This window comes from Streptomyces sp. NPDC050263, assembly GCF_040655955.1.
Taxonomy (GTDB): domain Bacteria; phylum Actinomycetota; class Actinomycetes; order Streptomycetales; family Streptomycetaceae; genus Streptomyces.
On sequence record NZ_JBFAKW010000015.1, the window covers coordinates 84,532 to 102,303 of the forward strand.

At 71.7% G+C, this 17,772-nt stretch carries 15 protein-coding genes; 5 read left to right on the plus strand and 10 right to left on the minus strand.

The window, feature by feature from the left end; genetic code table 11:
• Position 1: 1 nt before the first annotated feature.
• From AB0J04_RS10110 to AB0J04_RS10155, 10 genes are all read right to left on the minus strand, one after another.
• Positions 2-1,351 (minus strand): hypothetical protein, encoded by a 1,350-nt coding sequence (locus AB0J04_RS10110; protein WP_363167893.1) that lies wholly within the window; start codon positions 1,349-1,351, stop codon positions 2-4.
• 83 nt (positions 1,352-1,434) lie between these two features.
• Positions 1,435-2,466 carry a glutamate ABC transporter substrate-binding protein gene (locus AB0J04_RS10115; RefSeq protein ID WP_363167894.1) on the minus strand — a complete coding sequence of 344 codons (1,032 nt, stop codon included), beginning with the start codon at positions 2,464-2,466 and terminating at the stop codon, positions 1,435-1,437.
• Between the two features lie 44 nt (positions 2,467-2,510).
• The gene (locus AB0J04_RS10120) at positions 2,511-3,896 is read right to left on the minus strand and encodes a hypothetical protein (protein ID WP_363167895.1); all 1,386 of its coding nucleotides are present in this window, start codon (positions 3,894-3,896) and stop codon (positions 2,511-2,513) included.
• A 167-nt stretch (positions 3,897-4,063) separates the two neighbouring features.
• Positions 4,064-5,053, minus strand: a complete 990-nt coding sequence (locus AB0J04_RS10125; RefSeq protein ID WP_363167896.1) for a BadF/BadG/BcrA/BcrD ATPase family protein — start codon at positions 5,051-5,053, stop codon at positions 4,064-4,066.
• Entirely contained in the window at positions 5,044-6,309 is a 1,266-nt protein-coding gene (locus AB0J04_RS10130) for a 6-phospho-beta-glucosidase (protein WP_363167897.1), read from the minus strand. Before AB0J04_RS10130 ends, AB0J04_RS10125 begins: the two co-directional genes overlap by 10 nt.
• Before the next feature lie 7 nt (positions 6,310-6,316).
• Entirely contained in the window at positions 6,317-7,213 is an 897-nt protein-coding gene (locus tag AB0J04_RS10135) for a carbohydrate ABC transporter permease (RefSeq protein WP_363167898.1), read from the minus strand.
• A gap of 4 nt (positions 7,214-7,217) precedes the next feature.
• Positions 7,218-8,162, minus strand: a complete 945-nt coding sequence (locus AB0J04_RS10140) for a sugar ABC transporter permease (RefSeq protein WP_363167899.1) — start codon at positions 8,160-8,162, stop codon at positions 7,218-7,220.
• A gap of 2 nt (positions 8,163-8,164) precedes the next feature.
• Positions 8,165-9,514: an ABC transporter substrate-binding protein gene (locus AB0J04_RS10145; RefSeq protein WP_363167900.1), complete on the minus strand. Its 1,350-nt coding sequence runs from the start codon at positions 9,512-9,514 to the stop codon at positions 8,165-8,167.
• Between the two features lie 84 nt (positions 9,515-9,598).
• Entirely contained in the window at positions 9,599-10,810 is a 1,212-nt protein-coding gene (locus AB0J04_RS10150) for an ROK family transcriptional regulator (protein ID WP_363167901.1), read from the minus strand.
• Between the two features lie 245 nt (positions 10,811-11,055).
• The gene (locus tag AB0J04_RS10155; RefSeq protein WP_363167902.1) at positions 11,056-12,165 is read right to left on the minus strand and encodes a mechanosensitive ion channel family protein; all 1,110 of its coding nucleotides are present in this window, start codon (positions 12,163-12,165) and stop codon (positions 11,056-11,058) included.
• Between the two features lie 324 nt (positions 12,166-12,489).
• Here AB0J04_RS10155 and AB0J04_RS10160 point away from each other — a divergent pair, with 324 nt between their 5' ends.
• From AB0J04_RS10160 to AB0J04_RS10180, 5 genes are all read left to right on the plus strand, one after another.
• A complete protein-coding gene (locus AB0J04_RS10160) occupies positions 12,490-13,026 on the plus strand; it encodes an HNH endonuclease (protein WP_363167903.1) in 537 nt (178 codons plus the stop codon).
• 185 nt (positions 13,027-13,211) lie between these two features.
• Positions 13,212-13,397 (plus strand): hypothetical protein, encoded by a 186-nt coding sequence (locus tag AB0J04_RS10165; RefSeq protein ID WP_363167920.1) that lies wholly within the window; start codon positions 13,212-13,214, stop codon positions 13,395-13,397.
• Positions 13,398-15,506 carry a 4-alpha-glucanotransferase gene (gene malQ, locus AB0J04_RS10170; RefSeq protein ID WP_363167904.1) on the plus strand — a complete coding sequence of 703 codons (2,109 nt, stop codon included), beginning with the start codon at positions 13,398-13,400 and terminating at the stop codon, positions 15,504-15,506.
• A 105-nt stretch (positions 15,507-15,611) separates the two neighbouring features.
• Positions 15,612-15,872, plus strand: coding sequence for a hypothetical protein (locus tag AB0J04_RS10175; RefSeq protein WP_363167905.1), 261 nt, complete (start codon positions 15,612-15,614; stop codon positions 15,870-15,872).
• 108 nt (positions 15,873-15,980) lie between these two features.
• A complete protein-coding gene (locus tag AB0J04_RS10180; RefSeq protein WP_363167906.1) occupies positions 15,981-17,768 on the plus strand; it encodes a hypothetical protein in 1,788 nt (595 codons plus the stop codon).
• The last annotated feature ends 4 nt before the right edge of the window (positions 17,769-17,772 follow it).

Consider the following 17,772-nt stretch of genomic DNA (forward strand, 5'->3'; position numbering starts at 1 on the left):
GTTACTGCTCCCCCCTACGGTCCTGAGGTCCGCCCTGGTCCGGCACGCGCGGCGCCGTGAGCAGTTCGGCGGCCGCCTGCTGGTAGCGCAGGACGGCCTGTTCGGCGACGCGCAGATCGCACGGCGCGCTCCACAGCATGCGGCGTGCCGCGTCGTAGCGCTCGATGAGGAACGGGTCCTCGGCGAGCCCGTGCCGGGCGATCTTCGCCTTGTACGCGTCGAGACGGCCGCGCAGCTCCGCGCGGACCGCCAGCGGCTGGGTGACCGCGGTCAACGACTCCCGGGCGCGCAGCAGTTCGTCCTCCGCCTTCTCCTCCAGAGACTCCAGGAGCGGGGACAGGCGGTGCCACTGGGCGTGTCTGCGGTACTCGGAGGCCGTCGCGAGCTGCTCCTGGAGCACGGTCGGCGGGCCGCTGACCACCGGCACCTCGGTCGCGGCGATCTTCGCGAGCACCTCGCCGCGCGCGGTGCGCGCCTCGGCGAGGGTGCGGTCGGCGCGGCTGAGGACGTCCCGCAGCTTCACCAGTCGCTGCTCGGCGTCCTGACGGACCGTCAGGACGGCGTCGATCTCCCGACGGACGTCCTCCAGGGCGCGCGCCTCACGGTCGTAGACCGTGGTGTCCGGACGGCCGCCGCCCGGTGCCGAACTGCCCTGCGTGGGCACCCAGTAGGCGAGCGGATCCGACACGACCTGCTCGCGCAGCGCGGTCAGCGTGTGGGTGATGCGCTCCAGGTCGTCGCCCGCCGGGTGCTCGCCCGGGCGGACGCCGACGGAGTGCGCGAGCCGACGGGTGCGCTGGAGCTCCGCGGCCAGTAAATCTATCCGCGCGGGCAGTGCCGACCACACCGCGTCGGAGGCGACGACCATGTCGAGCGACGACGCGTACAGCTCGTTCATGCGGTCGACGAGGGTGCTCAGGGAGAAGCTGTGGCTGAGCTTGCCCGCGCCGTGCAGCGTCGGCGCGCCCGCGGTGGCCGCTGCCGAGCCGGCGATCGATCCCGTGACCGAACCCGCGACCGTGACGGACTCGCCGCGCAGCAGTTCCGTCAGCTCCACCAGGTCCTCGCGACTGGACCAGCGGCGGCGCGAGCGGATCTCACGGGCGCCGCGCAGCGCGTCGGCGTACGCGTCGAAGTACGCCCACAGCAGCGTGATCGACGCCTCCGCGGACGCCCAGCGCTCCTTGGTGACGCCGGTGAGTTCGGCGCCTTCGAGAAGCCTGCGGCCCGCGTGGTCCTGCAGGGCGAGGAGCGAGGTCTCGATCGCCTCGTGCTCCGCGCCGAGCCGCGCCAGCGCACGGTCGACCTCGTCCCGGTCCATCACCGGCCCGGGAGGTCCCGTGACGCCCATCGATCACCTCTCGCTGCCCTGTCGTCCTGTGTCGGTCGCCTGCTGCCCTGCTCCGCCTGCCCGGTGGTCCGGCGGTCCGTCCGTCAGCTCGTGCGCAGGTACTGCGGCGGCGTGGGCGGCTGCGACTTCGCCGCGTCCGTGCCCAGTGTCGCCGACAGCCACTTGTCGTACGACGCCTGCCAGCCGCTCGCGCGGTACCCCACCAGGATCTGGTTGACCCGGCGTACCAGATCGCTCGCGTCCTTCTTCATCGCCACGCCGTAGTACTCGGTCGTGAACGGGGCGCCCTTGAGTTCGACCGTCGGGTCCTGGGCGGCCTGGCTGGCCGCGAGCGCGCCGTCGGTGACCACCGCGTCGACCTCGCCGAGCTGCAACAGGACCAGACAGTTGAGCTGGCTGGGGACGGTGGTGGAGATGTCGACGGTGGAGGCGATCTTGTTCGCCTTCTTGTCGTCGGCCAGCTTGGTGTTGGCCGTCGAACCGGTCGCCGTGCAGACCTTCTTCTTCGCCAGCGTGTCGTTGTAGCCCGTGATCGTCGAGGACTTGGGGGCGAGGACCTGCTGGCCCGTGGTGAAGTACGGCGCGGAGAACGCGACGTCGGCCAGGCGGGTGCAGGAGATCGTCATCGTGCGCACGACCATGTCGACCCGGCCCTCCTGGATGGCCGGGATGCGCTGGTTGGTCGGGATGGCCTTGAACTGGACGGCGTCCGGGTCGCCGAGGATGTCCTGGGCGATCCGGTGGACCAGGTCGATGTCGAAGCCCTCCAGCTCCGCGCCCGTGTTGTTGGGGTCGCGGTAGCCCCAGCGGAAGCTGTTCTGGTCGACGCCCACGATCAGCTTGCGCTTCTCGCCCGTGCGGGCCTTGATCGCGGCGATCGTCGGGCCGTCCGCCGTCGACGGCGCAAGCGTCTGCTTCTCCGGGGCCGTGCAGGTGGCGTCGGCCGCCGGGCTGCCCGCGGCGGCGCCCGGACCGCCCTGGCCCGTGCTCCCCCCGCCGTGGGACTGCGTCCACGGCAGCAGCAGCACGAACGCCAGCGCGAGGACGCACACGGCCGCCATCGCGCCCACTCCGCCCCAGCCCTTCAGGCCGACCCGCACCCGTCGCACACGCATCGTCACGCCTCCTCCCACCGGTCCGATACCCGGCGCCCGCCCGTTCACCGGTACTCCGACAGCCTGCGGCCGATGCCGAGGACCGCGCCGGCCGCGCCCAGCACGGCGAGCACGGCGGCGCCGATCGACAGGCCGGCCATCGCGTCGAGACCGTTCCCGGCCGCCTGCTTGAACTCGGTCTGCTCGTGCGCCAGCGCGTCCGCCAGGTTCTGGTCGACGTTGTCGAAGCACGCGCCGGTCGCGTCCTTGCCGCCGATCACCAGGGCCAGCGCCTGCTCGTAGTTGCCGTTGTCGTCCTGCGCGCGGGCGGTGGTGTGGCGCTTCTCCCACTCCGCCATGTTGCTCTCGGCCGACGCGACCGGCTTCTCGCCCGACTGGTCGTCGGCCAGCTTCGCCGCCTGCGCGAGGCCCTTGCCGAGGAGGGTCATCTCGGTGGCGAACTCGTGGTCGTACTTGTCGAGCGTGACCTCTTTGCCGTCGGTCGTCACCTTCACCGTGTCGGCGCCGCGCGCCACCAGGGTGAGGTTCTCGTTGCCGCGCGCCTTGAGGGAGGCGATCCGGGCGTCGTGCAGGACGTTCAGCGAGCGCACGCCGTGCTCGTAGGAGTCCTCGAGACCCGCGCGGGCCACGGTGTGGCCGACGACCAGCCAGAGGAGGACGACGGTGGAGGCGGCCGTGGCGGCGACCAGGCCGTGGTTCAGCACGCGGTTCGTACGGCGGTAGTTGCGGGCCTGCGCCCAGGCCAGGGAGGCCAGCGCGAGGACGCCCAGGGCGATCGCCGCCCACGGGTAGGGCGTGGCGTCGCCGTAGTCCGCCTGCAGGCGCCGGTTCTCCGTCTTGTAGAGCTCCTCGGCCGCCGGGAGCATCTCGCCCTGCATCTTCTCGTTCGCGTACTGCAGATAGCCGCCGCCGACCGGGTACCCCTGCCGGTTGTTCGCCCGCGCGCGCTCCACCAGGCCCATGTACTCGGGCAGCAGCTTGTTCAGCTTGGTGATGGACGCCGTGGAGGGCGAGCCGGGTTCGGCGTTGTTGGCCGCGGTGACGAGCTTGGCGGCGGCCGTGTCGATGTCCTCCTCGTACCGCTTTCGGGACTCCGGAGTCTCCTCGCCCCCCGCGAGGAAGCCGCTGGAGGCGGCCGTGTTGGCGTCGGCCAGCGAGCGGTAGATGTCGGCCGCGGCCGAGCTGAGCGGCTGGCTCTTGTGCAGCACGTCGTCCGCGGCGGCCGCGCGGTCGGCCGTCTGCCAGGCCGTCACGGCGCCGAAGGCGACGACGAGGAGGGCGAGGACGGCGCCGATGATCCGGAGCCGTCCGGGCTCGGTGTTCGCCGCGGCGCGCGCCAGGTCCACGCCCTCGGCGAATGCCGTGCGGCGCGTTGGCGGTCGTGTCGTTGTTGCCGGGTTTGCCACGTTGTTGACCTCCCCCATGGTCATCTCTCGCCGCAAGTATCGCTGGCGGGAGTGACATTGCGCACCGGCCTTCACTGGATCTTGATCAGATCGCAGTCACCCCTGTTCATGAATACGCCGTGAGGGGATGTTCGGTTCCCTGGGGGCCGCCGCCCCCAGACCCCCGCTTCGGCCCTGGACGGGCCTCGTCCTCAATCGCCGGACGGGCCGGGTTTCTCGAAGTGAGCCCGCACCCGGTCGTGCACCCCCGCTTCCGCCCCCAGTCTGTCCAGACCCAGCAGCGCCGCTCCCAGCACGGGGCGTGCCCGTACCACCTGAGGCACCGCCTTCGGCGCCCGCGCGGCGAGCAGCTCTCGTACGCCGTCGTCCAGTTGGTCGTGGCCGGCTGCCAGGACGCCGCCGCCCAGGAGGACCGGGGTCTCCTCCTCCAGGAGTTCCAGGCGGGTCAGGGCGACCACCGCCATCGTGACCACCTCCTGCGCCAGGCGGTCGACTATCCCGCGCGCGATGCGGTCGCCGTCGGCTGCCGTCCTGAAGAGGACCGGGGCCAGTTCGTGGCGGCGGTTCGGTTCGATGTTCTCCAGGTGCAGGGACTCGATGAGGGTGTACATGGTCGAGAGACCGAAGTGCGCCGGGAGCGTGTGGGCCAGGGTCGTCGCCTCGCCCCTGCCGTCCTCCGCGCGTGCCGCGTGCCAGATCGCCTCCTCGGCCAGGCCCCAGCCGCCTCCCCAGTCACCGGAGAGGCGGCCGAGGGCCGGGAAGCGGGCGGTGCGGCCGTCGGGACGCATGCCCACGCAGTTGATGCCGGCGCCGCAGACGACGGCCACGCCCCGGGGTCCGGCCACGCCGGCCCGCAGGATCGCGAAGGTGTCGTTGCGGACGTCCACGGTCGTGCCCCACGCGCGTGCGTGCAGCGCGACCGCCAGTTGTTCCTCCTCCACGGGCAGGTCCGCGTTGGCCAGGCAGGCCGAGACATGGGCCGCGGCGGTGACCCCGGCGGCCCGGTACGCGCGCGTGACGGTGTCCGCCAGCGCGTCCATCGCCGCGTCCACGCCCACCACGGGCGGGCGGAAGCCGCCGCCGCGGGCGGTGCCGAGGATCTCTCCGTCGGCCGCCACGACGGCGACGTCCGTCTTGCTGTTGCCCGCGTCGATGGCGAGAACGCTTGCCGTCAGGCCCACGCGAGGTGCTCCCGGTTGTGTGCGATCAGTCGGTCGGTCAGCTGCTCGGCGTACTCGTACTGGCCGATCAGGGGGTGCGCGAGGAGGGCCTTGAACACCCGGTCGCGGCCGCCGTGCAGGGCTGCCGTGAGGGCCAGGTCCTCGTAGGCCGTCACGTTCGCCATCAGGCCCTGGTAGAGGGGGTCGAGGGACGGTACGGGCAGCGGGGACGGGCCCTTCTGGCCCACCGCCGCCTGGACCTCGATCACCGCGTCGTCCGGGAGGAAGGGGAGGGTGCCGTTGTTGAGGGTGTTCACCACCTGGTACGGGTTGCCCGTGCCGGTCAGCAGCGCCGCGGCCAGGTCCACCGCGGCCTCCGAGTAGAACGCGCCGCCGCGCTTGGCGAGCAGCTCCGGCTTCTCGTCGAGCGTCGGGTCGGCGTACATCTCCAGCAACTGCCGTTCCATCGCCGCCACTTCCGCCGCCCTGGACGGCTTGGTGCGCAGTTCCCGTACGACCTCGTCGTGCGCGTAGTAGTAGCGCAGGTAGTAGGACGGGACCACGCCCAGGCGGTCCAGGAGCGGGCGGGGCAGGCGCAGGTCGGCGGCGATCGCGTCCGCGTGGTCGGTCAGCAGGCGGGGCAGGACGTCGTCGCCCTCGGGGCCGCCCAGCCGCACCCCCGTCTCCCAGGTGAGGTGGTTGAGGCCCACGTGGTCCAGGTGCAGGTCGGCCGGGCCGACGTCGAGCAGGGCCGCGAACTTGCGCTGCAGCCCGATCGCGACGTTGCACAGGCCGACCGCCTTGTGGCCCTCCTTCAGCAGGGCGCGGGTGACGATGCCGACCGGGTTGGTGAAGTCGATGATCCAGGCGTGCGGGTTGGTGCGGCGGACCCGTTCGGCGATGTCCAGCACCAGCGGGACCGTGCGCAGCGCCTTCGCCAGGCCGCCCGCGCCGGTCGTCTCCTGTCCGACGCAGCCGCACTCCAGCGGCCAGGTCTCGTCCTGCTCGCGCGCCGCCTGGCCGCCGACCCGCAGCTGGAGCAGGACGGCGTCGGCGCCCTCCACCCCCGCGTCCAGGTCGGAGGTGGTGACGACCCGGCCGGGGTGGCCCTGCCGCGCGAAGATGCGACGGGCCAGGCCGCCGACCAGTTCCAGGCGTTCGGCCGCCGGGTCGACGAGGACCAGCTCCTCCACGGGGAGGGTGTCCCTCAGACGGGCGAAGCCGTCGACGAGTTCGGGGGTGTAGGTCGAGCCTCCGCCTACCACGGTGAGTTTCATACGAGGTTCAACCCTTCACTCCGGTCAGGGTGACGCCCTCGACGAACGCCTTCTGCGCGAAGAAGAACACGAGGATCACCGGGGCCATGACGAGAACGGTGGCCGCCATGGTGAGGTTCCAGTCGGTGTGGTGCGCGCCCTTGAAGGACTCCAGGCCGTAGGACAGCGTCCAGGCGGCCGGGTTCTCCGAGGTGTAGATCTGCGGGCCGAAGTAGTCGTTCCAGGCGTAGAAGAACTGGAAGAGGGCCACGGCCGCGATGCCGGGCTTGGCCATCGGGATGATGATCTTGAGCAGGGTGCGCAGGTCGCCGCAGCCGTCCACCTTGGCCGCGTCGACGTACTCGTTCGGGATGGTCGTCAGGAACTGGCGCAGCAGGAAGATGGAGAACGCGTCGCCGAACGCCATCGGGATGATCAGCGGCCACATCGTGCCCGACAGGTCCAGCTGCTTGGCCCAGAACAGGTACATCGGGATGACGACGACCTGCGGGGGCAGCATCATCATCGAGATCACCAGCATGAGCGTCAGGTTCCGGCCCCGGAAGCGGAACTTGGCCAGCGCGTACGCCACCGGGATCGACGAGACGACGGACAGCACGGTGCCGAGGCCGGCGTAGATGAGCGTGTTCTTCCACCAGGTGAGGAAGCCCGGGGTGTCGAAGACCTTCTTGTAGTTGGCCCACTCCCAGGTGTGCGGGATGAGATCCCGGCTGAGTGCCTGCGAGTCGCTCATCAGGGACGTCAGGAACACGAACACGAAGGGGAGCGTGAAGAAGAGGGCGGTCGCGACGCCGATGGAGTGGATCGCGATCCATTCCAGCAGCGCCTTGCGGCGGGCGGTGCGCTCGGCGGGCGAGGCGGACGGGGTCCGCAACTCCGCCGGGCGGTCCAGTACTTGGGTCATGTGGTCAGTCACCTGCCTGGATGAGGCCGCCCCGGCGCCGCATGAGGAGCGCGGTGAACGCCATCGACAGGGCGAACAGGACCAGGGCCACGACACAGGCCGAGCCGTAGTCGAAGCGCTGGAAGCCGAGGTTGTAGACGAGCTGGGGGAGGGTGAGCGTGGAGTGCTCCGGGTAGCCGGGCTCGAACATGGTGCCCGCGCCCTGGATCACGCCCGAGGCGACCTTTCCGGCGATGAGTGGCTGGGTGTAGTACTGCATCGCCTGGATGACGCCGGTGACGACGGCGAACATGATGATCGGCGAGATGTTCGGGAGCGTGACGAACCGGAACCGCTGCCAGGGCGTGGCCCCGTCCAGCTCCGCGGCCTCGTACTGCTCCTTGGGCACGTCGAGCAGCGCGGCCATGAAGATGACCATCAGGTCGCCCACGCCCCACAGGGCCAGCAGGGTGAGGGCCGGCTTGGACCAGGTGGGGTCGTTGAACCAGGCCGGGGCCGGGACGCCGATCTTCTCCAGGATGGAGTTGACCGGGCCCGTACCGGGGTTGAGGAGGAAGGCGAAGGCCATGGTGGCCGCCACCGGAGGGGCCAGGTAGGGCAGGTAGAAGAGGGTGCGGAAGACGCCCGTACCCGTCTTGATCTTCGTGATGAGGAGGCCGACGCCGAGTCCGAAGAGGACCCGCAGGCTCACCATGATCACGACCAGCCAGAGGGTGTTGCGCAGGGCCGGCCAGAAGAACGGGTAGGACTCGAAGACGTACGTCCAGTTCTTCGTTCCGCTCCAGGTCGGCGGCTTGAAGCCGTCGTAGTGCATGAACGAGAAGTAGAGCGTCGAGATCATCGGGTACGCGAAGAAGACCGCGAAGCCGATCAGCCAGGGCGAGAGGAAAGCGAGGGTGCGCAGCGTCGATCGCCGGTGCTTCGCCCGCAGGGTGTGGGTGGTGGACACGGCTACTTCGCCTGCGCGATGTCCGTGTCGATCTGTGCCGCCGCCTTCGCCAGGCCGGACTTCAGATCGGTGACCTTGCCGCTCTCGTAGTCGTAGCCCAGCTGCTGGACGGTGGTGAGGTAGACGCCGCCGTTGATCGAGGCCGGGGAGGACGTCGAGTTGGGGTTCGCGGCGATGTCCAGGAAGGTCTTGAAGCGCGGGTCGTACTTCAGGTCCGGGGACTTCAGGGCGGCCAGCGTGGACGGCACGTTGTGGATGGCGTTGGAGAAGCCGACGACCGCGTCCGTGTCGGTGGTCATGTACTTCACGAGTTCCCAGGCCGCGTTCTGCTTCTTGCTGGTGGCGGCGATGCCGGCGATGGTGCCGGTGATGTAGCCCTTGCCGTACTGGTCGGCCTGGTCGTCCGGGACGGGCAGCGGGGCGACGCCGATCTCGAAGTCGGGCTTGGCGTCCAGCGCCATGCCCAGCCGCCACTCGCCGTCGAGCTGCATGGCGACCTGACCGGTCTGGAAGGGATGCTTCGGGCCCCACTCGTCGCCGAGCGTCGACCGGAAGGTCTCCAGCTTCTTGAAGCCGCCGAGGTCGTCGACCAGCTTCTTCTGGAGGGTGAAGGCGGCCGTGACGGCCGGGTCGGTGGCGACGGTCGACTTGCCGGCCGCGTCGAAGTACGTCGGGGAGAACTGGCCGAGGTAGTGCTCGGTGGTCGTCTCCCAGCCGTGGTAGTTCGGCATGAAGCCGAGCTGCTTGAAGGTGTTCCCCTGGGCGATCGTCAGCTTCTTGGCGTCGGCCTCGAACTCGGACCAGGTCTTCGGGGGAGTGGTGATGCCCGCCTTCTCGAACGCCGTCTTGTTGTAGTAGAGGCCGTAGGCGTCGCCCAGCAGCGGGACGGCACAGCGGTTGCCGTCGAACTGGGTGTACTCGTTCATCGCCTTGGGGAAGGTGGTGGCCGGGTCGATGTCCGCCTTCTTGAAGAAGGGGTTGAGGTCGACCAGGGCGCCCGACGAGCAGAACTTGCCGACGTTGTTGGTGGTGAACGAGGAGATCACGTCGGGCGCCTTGCTGCCGCCCGCGCGCAGCGCCTGGTTGATCTTGTCGTCGGTCATGTTGCCGACGACGTTCACATGGATGTTGGGGTGCGCCTTCTCGAAGCCGGCGACCAGGGCCTTGACGGCCTTCACCTCGTTCGGCGCGCTCCAGGCGTGCCAGAAGGTGATGGTCTGCTCCTTCGACGCGTCGTCGTCGGTGCCGGTCGCGGACTGGCCGGTACAGGCGGTGCTGCTGAGCAGGAGGGCCGTCGAGGCGGTGAGGGCGAAAGCCGCCTTTCGGACGACTTCGGATATGCGTGTGGGCATGGCGGAGCCTTCCAGGGACAGGGCAGGGTGAGGTGAGGTGAAGGGATCTGTGAGCAGGAGAAGGGATCTACGAGGGGGCGCGGGCTAGCGCGAGGTGTCGAAGACCTCGTCGCGGGTGGCCGCCAGCGCGCTCTCCAGCGCGCCGCGCAGCACGGGCCGTTCGGTGACGTCGCCCATGACCAGCTTCGGCCGGGACGCGGCGAGCTCCTCCAGTTCGGCCTGGACGAGGGTGCGCAGCACCTCGCCGCCGGCCGTCAGGGAGGCGCCGCTGAGGACGACGAGTTCGGGGTCGAGCACGGAGACGAGTGAGGCGAGACCGGTCGCGAGCCGGGTCGCGTACGTCTGGAGCAGCAGCCGGTTCAGGACGGTGTCCTCGGCGGCGGCCCGCGCCACGAGAGCGGCGGCGACCTCGGCGTACGGTCCCGTCGGGATCTGGCCGATGCCGAGTTCCCGGGCGAGCCGGGGGACGGCCTGGGAGCCCGCGAGCTCCTGGAAGCCGCCGCTGTTGGCCTTGGTCACCTGCCGGACCAGGGGCGCGCCCGGAACCGGCAGGAAACCCACCTCTCCCGCGCCGCCGGTCCAGCCGCGGTGCAGCCGGCCGCCGAGGACGAGGGCGGCGCCGAGGCCGCCTTCGTTCCACAGCAGGACGAAGTCCTCGTGGTCGCGGGCCGCGCCCAGCCGTTGTTCGGCGACGGCGGCGAGGTTGACGTCGTTCTCGTACTCCACCGGCATCGGCAGGGCTGCGGCGAGTTCGTCGAGCAGCGCGGGGGAGTGCCAGCCGGGCAGGTGGGAGGCGTAGCGCAGTCGGCCGGTGGTGGGGTCGAAGGCGCCGGGGGTGGCGACGACGAGCCGCCGCACGTCGTCCCGGATGAGGCCGGCGGCCTTCACGGCGCCGTCGAGGGCGTCGGTGACCTGCCGTACGACGGCCTCGGCGGTCTTCCGGCCGGGGGTGGGCACCTCGAACGTGCCCAGGGTCCGGCCGGTGATGTCGGCGACGGCGGCGAGGACGCGTTCGGGGGTGACGTCGAGCCCGGCGGCGTGGGCGGCAGCCGGGTTGACCTCGTAGAGCTGGGCGTTGGGGCCGGGTCGCCCCTCGGTGGTGCCGGTGGCCAGGACCAGTCCCGCCGCTTCGAGGCGGGCCAGGAGCTGGGAGGCGGTGGGCTTCGACAGGCCGGTGAGCTTGCCGATGCGGGTGCGGGACAGGGGGCCGTGCGCCAGCAGGAGGTCGAGCGCGGCGCGGTCGTTCATGGCGCGCAGGACGCGCGGGGTGCCCGGCGTACCGGCGGTTCCTGCCATGGGATCGACACCTGCCTTTCTGAACTGCCCAGCTTTTCAGTGACGCCGTGTGCAAGTCCACATCGGGCCACTGTTAGGAAAGTTTCCTATCGGTGGAAGGGAAGGTAAACCCGCCACGAAGAGGGCGTCAAGACACGAAAACGGAAACCGCCCCCGAGGCAACAGAGTCGTTACCTCGGGGGCGGTGCAGGGGCGGTGCAGGGGCGGTGCGGGGTCGGCGGGCGTTACACGGGGGCCCCGCGGGCCTACTTCGCGGGAGGCGTGGCCGCCGCGCGCTGCGGAGTGATCGGGGCGGCCGCCGCCACCTGCGGAGAGTCCGCGTTGGAGAACACGGACGGGGCCGCGACCGCCGCCGTCGGGTCGGCCGGGTCCTCCGTGGCGGTGGCGGTCTCGCCGCCGACGATGCGGATGTCGGCCGCGTCGAAGGCGCGCTTGACCCGCCAGCGCAGCTCGCGCTCGACCGAGAGGGCCTTGCCCGGCATCGTCTTCGCGGAGACGCGGACCACCATCGAGTCGAGCAGGACGCTGTCCAGGCCGAGGACCTCGATCGGGCTCCACAGGAGCTCGTTCCAGGGCTCTTCCTTGCTCATCTTCTCGGCGACCCCGTCCAGCGTGGCCTTGACCCGGTCCAGGTCCTCGGACGACTTGACGGTCACGTCGACGCCGGCCGTCGCCCAGCCCTGCGAGAGGTTGCCGATCCGCTTGACCTCGCCGTTGCGGACGTACCAGATCTCGCCGTTGTCGCCGCGCAGCTTGGTCACCCGCAGCCCCACCTCGATGACCTCGCCGGAGGCCACGCCCGCGTCGATCTGGTCGCCGACGCCGTACTGGTCCTCCAGGATCATGAACACGCCGGAGAGGAAGTCGGTGACCAGGTTGCGCGCGCCGAAACCGATCGCGACGCCCGCGACACCGGCGGAGGCCAGCAGCGGGGCCAGATTGATCTCGAAGGTGGCCAGCACCATCAGGGCGGCCGTGCCGAGGATCAGGAAGCTGGCCACCGAGCGCAGCACCGAGCCGATCGCCTGCGAGCGCTGACGCCGCCGCTCGTTGTTGACCAGCAGCCCGCCCAGCGCCGTGCCGTCCACCGACTCCACGGTCCGGTTCATCCGGTCGATCAGCTTGGTGATCGCCCGCTGCACCACCACTCTCAGCACCACCGCGATCACCAGGATCAGCAGCACCCGCAGCCCGATCGCCAGCCAGGTCGACCAGTTCTCCTCGACCCAGCTGGCGGCGTTCGTCGCGCTCTCCTGGGCGTCCTGGAGGGACGGGACGGTCACCGCGGTCGGCGACTCCGAGGGAGTCGGCGAGGGCGACGCGTCGGCGGCCAGTAGGACGGCGGGCAAGGACACGGCAGGTACCTCCAGGTGCTGCACTGCTCCGTCCGGCGCGGCGGTCAAGGGCGACACGCGCTGCAAGGTCACGGAAAGGTCACCGGACGGACAGAACCACCACACTAACGGGGCATTGTGAGTGGTTCGGCCAGATGCGTGAAGGAGAGACGGTCCTCACCCGTGCTTGAACAGGCCGGGTTGCTGGGGAGAAGACAGGGTGTGGTCGAAAACACTCCCAGCCCGTTACCGGGACATGGTGGCGCGTCCACCAGGCAAGAGGAGAGACTGACTGCAGATCGTCCCGGCGCGAGCCACGCGCCGCCGACGCCCAAGGAGGCATCCGTGCCGCATGTCCTGGTCCTCAACGCGTCGTACGAGCCGCTCGGCGTCGTACCGCTCCGCCGCGCGCTCGTCCTCGTCCTGGAGAACAAGGCAATCTCCCTGGAGGAATCCGGCGCCTTTATGCACAGCGCGACCGTCACAGTCTCCGCACCCAGCGTGGTCCGGCTCAAGCGATTCGTCCGGGTTCCCTATCGGGGGCCCGTTCCTCTTACCCGCCGGGCGCTCTTCGCGCGCGACGGGGGCCGGTGCATGTACTGCGGTGGCGTCGCAACCAGCGTCGACCACGTCATCCCGCGCAGCCGTGGGGGCAAGCACGTGTGGGACAACGTCGTGGCGTCGTGTCGGCGCTGCAACCACGTGAAGGCCGACCGGCATCTCGTCGAGATCGGCTGGCGGCTGCGCCACAAACCCGCTCCCCCCTCCGGCCTCGCCTGGCGCATCATCGGCACGGGCCATAGGGACCCGCGCTGGCTGCCGTACTTGCAGCCGTACGGCGCGGACGACGCCCTGGCCCGGATCGACGGCATCTCCGCCTGACGGATCCGGGCTTCTTCATGCCCCGTGGCGCCGCGCAGCCGGCCAGGCCACGGGGCCCTTCGGGGCGCACGGCAGGGTCGGGCAGCCGGTGTGCCGCGTGGGGATGTGACGGGGTGAGGACGTCTGTCCTCGCGTCCGCTGGGTAGGGCTGCGGTATCCGATCCGTATCCCACGAGGAGGCCACCGTGATCGCGCCGGCCCGCTCCAAACGCCCGGTGGACCGTTCCACCCGGCTCGAAGAAACCCGTGCCTTCAACGCGGAGAGCCCCGTCGCCGAGCCCCCGCTGACCAGCGAGCCTCCGCTGCCCGACGCCGAGCCCCTGACCAGCGAGCCGCCGCTCGCCGCGGACCCAGACTCCACGAGGCCGTAGATGACGGCGCCCCCCGGAGAGGAACTCGCCCGACTCGCCGCGCTGTACGGCGTCGCCACCTCCTACCAGCCCTCCCCGGACCGCACGGTGACGGCCTCGGCCGCCGCCGTCACCCGCGCCCTGGCCGCCCTCGACGTCGACGCGGGCACCCCGGGGGCCGTGCGCGCCGCGCTCGCCGTCCGGGAACGGGAACTGCGCGAGCGGCTGCTGCCGCCGACGGTCGTGTGCTGGAGCGGCAGCCCGTGCGAGGCCCTCGCCGGCCTGCCCGAGGGCGCGCGGCTGCACATCGAGACCGAGCAGGGCGAGAACCGGGACTCCTTCGAGCGACTTCCGGCCGGGGTGCACCAGTTGACGGTCGTCGCCCCCGACGGGCGGACCGGCCGCTCCCACCTCGTCGTCGCCCCGCCCCGCCTGCCCACGCCCCCGGGACGCTCGTACGGACTCCTCGTCCAGCTCTACTCCCTCCTCTCCCGGCGCTCCTGGGGCATGGGCGACCTCGGGGACCTGGGGGAGCTCGCCGGCTGGGCCGGGCGGGTGCTCGGGGCCGGGTTCGTGCAGGTCAACCCGCTGCACGCGGCCGTGTCGGGGGCGCCGACGGATCCGTCCCCCTACCGGCCCTCCTCCCGCCGCTTCCCCGACCCGGTGCATCTGCGCGTCGAGGACGTCCCCGAGTTCGCGTACGTCCGGGGCGACGCCCCGCGTTCGGTGTTCGAACGCGCCGGACGGCTGCGCGAAGCCGTCCTGGAAAAAGGGGAGTTGATCGACCGGGACGCCGTCTGGGAGCTCAAGCGGGAGGCGCTGGAGCTGGTCGCCGAGGTGCCGCTCGGGCCCGGCCGGCGCGCCGCCTACTGCGACTTCCTCGCCGAGCAGGGCCAGGCCCTGGAGGACCACGCCACCTGGTGCGCGCTCGCCGAGGCGCACGGATCGCAGTGGCAGCGGTGGCCGTCCGGCCTCCGCGACCCCCGGTCCGCCGAAACCGCCCGCGCCCGCGGGGAGTTGATGGACCGCGTCGACTTCCACTCCCGGCTCGCCTGGCTCACCGACACTCAGCTCACCGATGCCCAGCGCGCCGCGCGCGAGGCGGGCATGCCGGTCGGGATCGTGCACGACCTCGCGGTCGGCGTGCACCCCGGGGGCGCCGACGCGTGGGCCCAGCAGGAGTACTTCGCCGCCGGGATGTCGGTCGGCGCCCCGCCGGACGCCTTCAACGCCCGCGGCCAGGACTGGGGCCTGCCGCCCTGGCGCCCGGACCGGCTGGCCGCGTCCGGCTACGAGCCCTACCGGCGACTCCTGCGGGCCCTCTTCCGCTACGCCGGCGCCCTGCGCATCGACCACGTCATGGGCCTGTTCCGCCTCTGGTGGGTCCCGCAGGGCGAGCTGCCGACGGAGGGCGCATACGTCCGGTACGACGCCGAGGCCATGCTCGCCGTCCTGGTCCTGGAGGCCTCCCGGGCGGGCTCGGTGGTGATCGGCGAGGACCTCGGCACCGTCGAGCCGGGCGTCCGCGAGGCGCTGCGCGAACGGGGCGTGCTCGGCACGTCGGTCCTGTGGTTCGAACGGGACTGGGACGGCGACGGCCGCCCACTGCCCCCCGACCGCTGGCGCGCCGACTGCCTGGCCACCGCCACCACCCACGACCTGCCCTCCACCGCCGCCCGGCTCACCGGCGAACACGTCGAACTCCGCGACCGGCTGGGCCTGTTGACCCGCCCGCTGGCGGAGGAGCGGGCGGCGGCGGCCAACGACACGGGGGAGTGGATCGCCCTGCTCACCCGCCTCGGGCTGCTGGCGGGCACCGGCGGCGGCAGCGACCGCTCCTCGGAGGAGGCCGAGATCCAGGCCGTCCACCGCTTTCTGCTGCGCACGCCGGCCCGCATGATCGGCGTCTGGCTGCCGGACGGCGTCGGCGACCGCCGCCCGCAGAACCTGCCGGGCACCTGGGATCAGTATCCGAACTGGCGGCTTCCCGTCGCGGACGCGTCGGGGAAGCCGGTGACGCTGGAGGAACTGGCGGGTTCGCCTCGGTTGCGTGCGTTGATGGAGGTGTTCAGGCAGGACGAGGGCAAGGAGCACGAGGACAGGACGGGCGGGGAGCGCAGGCAGGAATAGCGCGGCGTGGCCGGTGGTTCGGCCCCGCCCGCCTCGGGCGCTCGGGGCGCCTCTTACGCACCCCCGGGCGCGCGCGTGCCGACGTCGTTCGCTAACTTGGGCACCGTGGACAAGAAGAACGCCCTGCGCGCCGGCGCCCTGGCTGCCGGTACGACGCTGATGATGCTGCTCATGTCGTCCCCCGCGCTCGCGCTGACCCGCGACGACGGTGACGACCCCGGTCAGGGCCTGAGTGTCATCGACACGCTGGGCCTCTATGTCGTGGCGCCGCTGGCGCTGTTCGCGGTGATCACCGGGCTGGTGATGGTCCTGGACAAGTCCAAGACCGAGCACCGCGTCGCGAAGCCCGCCAAGGCCAAGGCCTGACCACCGACTGAGCCCCCCGGCCTGTCGGCGGGTAATTCCTTCGACAGGCCGCGGCAGGGGCTGTCAGGCTTCGCGCATGACCTACGGAATCGAGTTCCCCAGCGCTCGGTGAGCGCCCTCTACGACCACGTGCTGCGTCTGCTGCACGAGTCCCCCGACGGGCTGCCGCCCGGCCGGGGCTTCTGTCTTCCCGACCCGCCGGCCTCAGCGGCCGAGTCCGAAGACAGCCGGAACCGGCTGCCCTACCAGACCGTCGCCGCCGTCATCGCTGAAGAGCTGCGGCCGTTGCCGACGGATCCGGCCACCCTGGACCGCCGTTTCGCCGAACTGGGCGTCCGGGGCCGCCATCGCCAGCTGATCCTGTCCGCCGTCGCCGCCCTGCCGCTGCCGGCCGAGCAGCACGCCGTGGCCCGCACCCTGGCCAGGGGGCTGACCCGCACCGGCAGCGCCGTGCCCGCCGTCATCGCGGGCCTTGCCCTCCTCGCCCGCGTCGGCGAACCCGAGGACGTCCCGTATCTCTCCGCCCTCGGACTGCTGCGGTCGCTCACCGGTCCGGCCGTCCAGGCCCTCGACGCCCTCGACCGCCAGGCCGCCGCCGTCGTCTGGCTCGTCTCCGCGGTCCGCCGCCCCGAGCTGCTGCCGCTCGTCCGGGCGCTGGGGACGGGGGACGGCCGGGCCGTTCCCGGTGAGCTGGTGGCCTTCCCCGCCGACGCCCGCTTCCTCTCCACCGCGACCGCCCGCCGCATCGCGGAAGCCGTCCGACTGCCCGATCTGCTCGCCGCGCACCCCGCCGACCCGGCCCTGCTCGCCCGGGCGGGCCGCCTCCTCGTCCGGATGGCGTGCTCGTCCGACGACCCGACCAGGCTCCTCGCCTACCACGACGCGCGCAGCGTGTACGAGACGGTCGTCGACCGGGCCGGCCTCCTGCCCCCGACCCTCGAACACCACGCGACCCTGCTCTCGCTGGCCCAGGATCTGAGCAGCGGCGCGGGAGCGCTGCTGGACTGGCCCTCCGGCTACCGCGAGACGCTCCTCGCATCCCTCGAGCGACTCCTCGCGGAGCCGTCCTGGGCAGTCCTGGCCGAGGCGGATCCGGGCGACGCCCGCGCCGGCTGGATCCGCCGCACCGGACGGCGTCCGTTCACGACCGCCGTCGGCCGGCTGCGCATCGAGGTCGTGGCCGGCGACCCAGTGGACCGGGAGCCCGTCGAGGCCCGCATCCTCGTCGACGGGCGTCCGCTCGTCCCGGACGTCTTCCCGCCCGGTCCCGTGCACCCTCCCGAACGGCTCCTGGACGACCGTCTGCTGCGGGCCGGGCCCGAGCCCCGCCGGGTGCAGCTCGCGGAGGCATGGTGCACCGAGGGATGCTGCGGCGCGCTATACGTCACCATCCGCCGCGACGGCGCGGAGGTCGTGTGGGAGGAGTGGCAGCGGCCGACGTTCCCCGGCCCGCGAGGGCCCGCGCCCGAACTCCCCGCGCTCCGGTTCGACGCCGCCGCCTACGACGCGGAGATCGCCCGGGCGGAAACCGACGACTCCTGGTCCTGGCGGGCCCGCAGGACGGCCCGGCTGATCAAGGCGGGGCTGGTCGAACGGCCGGAGCTGCTCGCCCGGTGGGACGCGCGCCGGGGCTGGATCAGCACCGGCCACGAGGACCCGGACACGACCGTGGTGACCTTCCTGTACGCACCGGGACTCGGGGCCGGGGCGGCGGACGGCGACCCGCTCCAGTTCCGCTGGACCGTCCCGGACGACGGCGGCCCACCCGAGGCACAGGCCGCCGCCGCCCTGGGCCGGCTGGCCGACGACGACCCGAAGACCTACGCACAGCTGTGCGGCGGCAGCCCCGAACGCGCTGCGGAGCTCGGGTTCCCCTGGCCGCCCGAGGACGGCTGAGCGA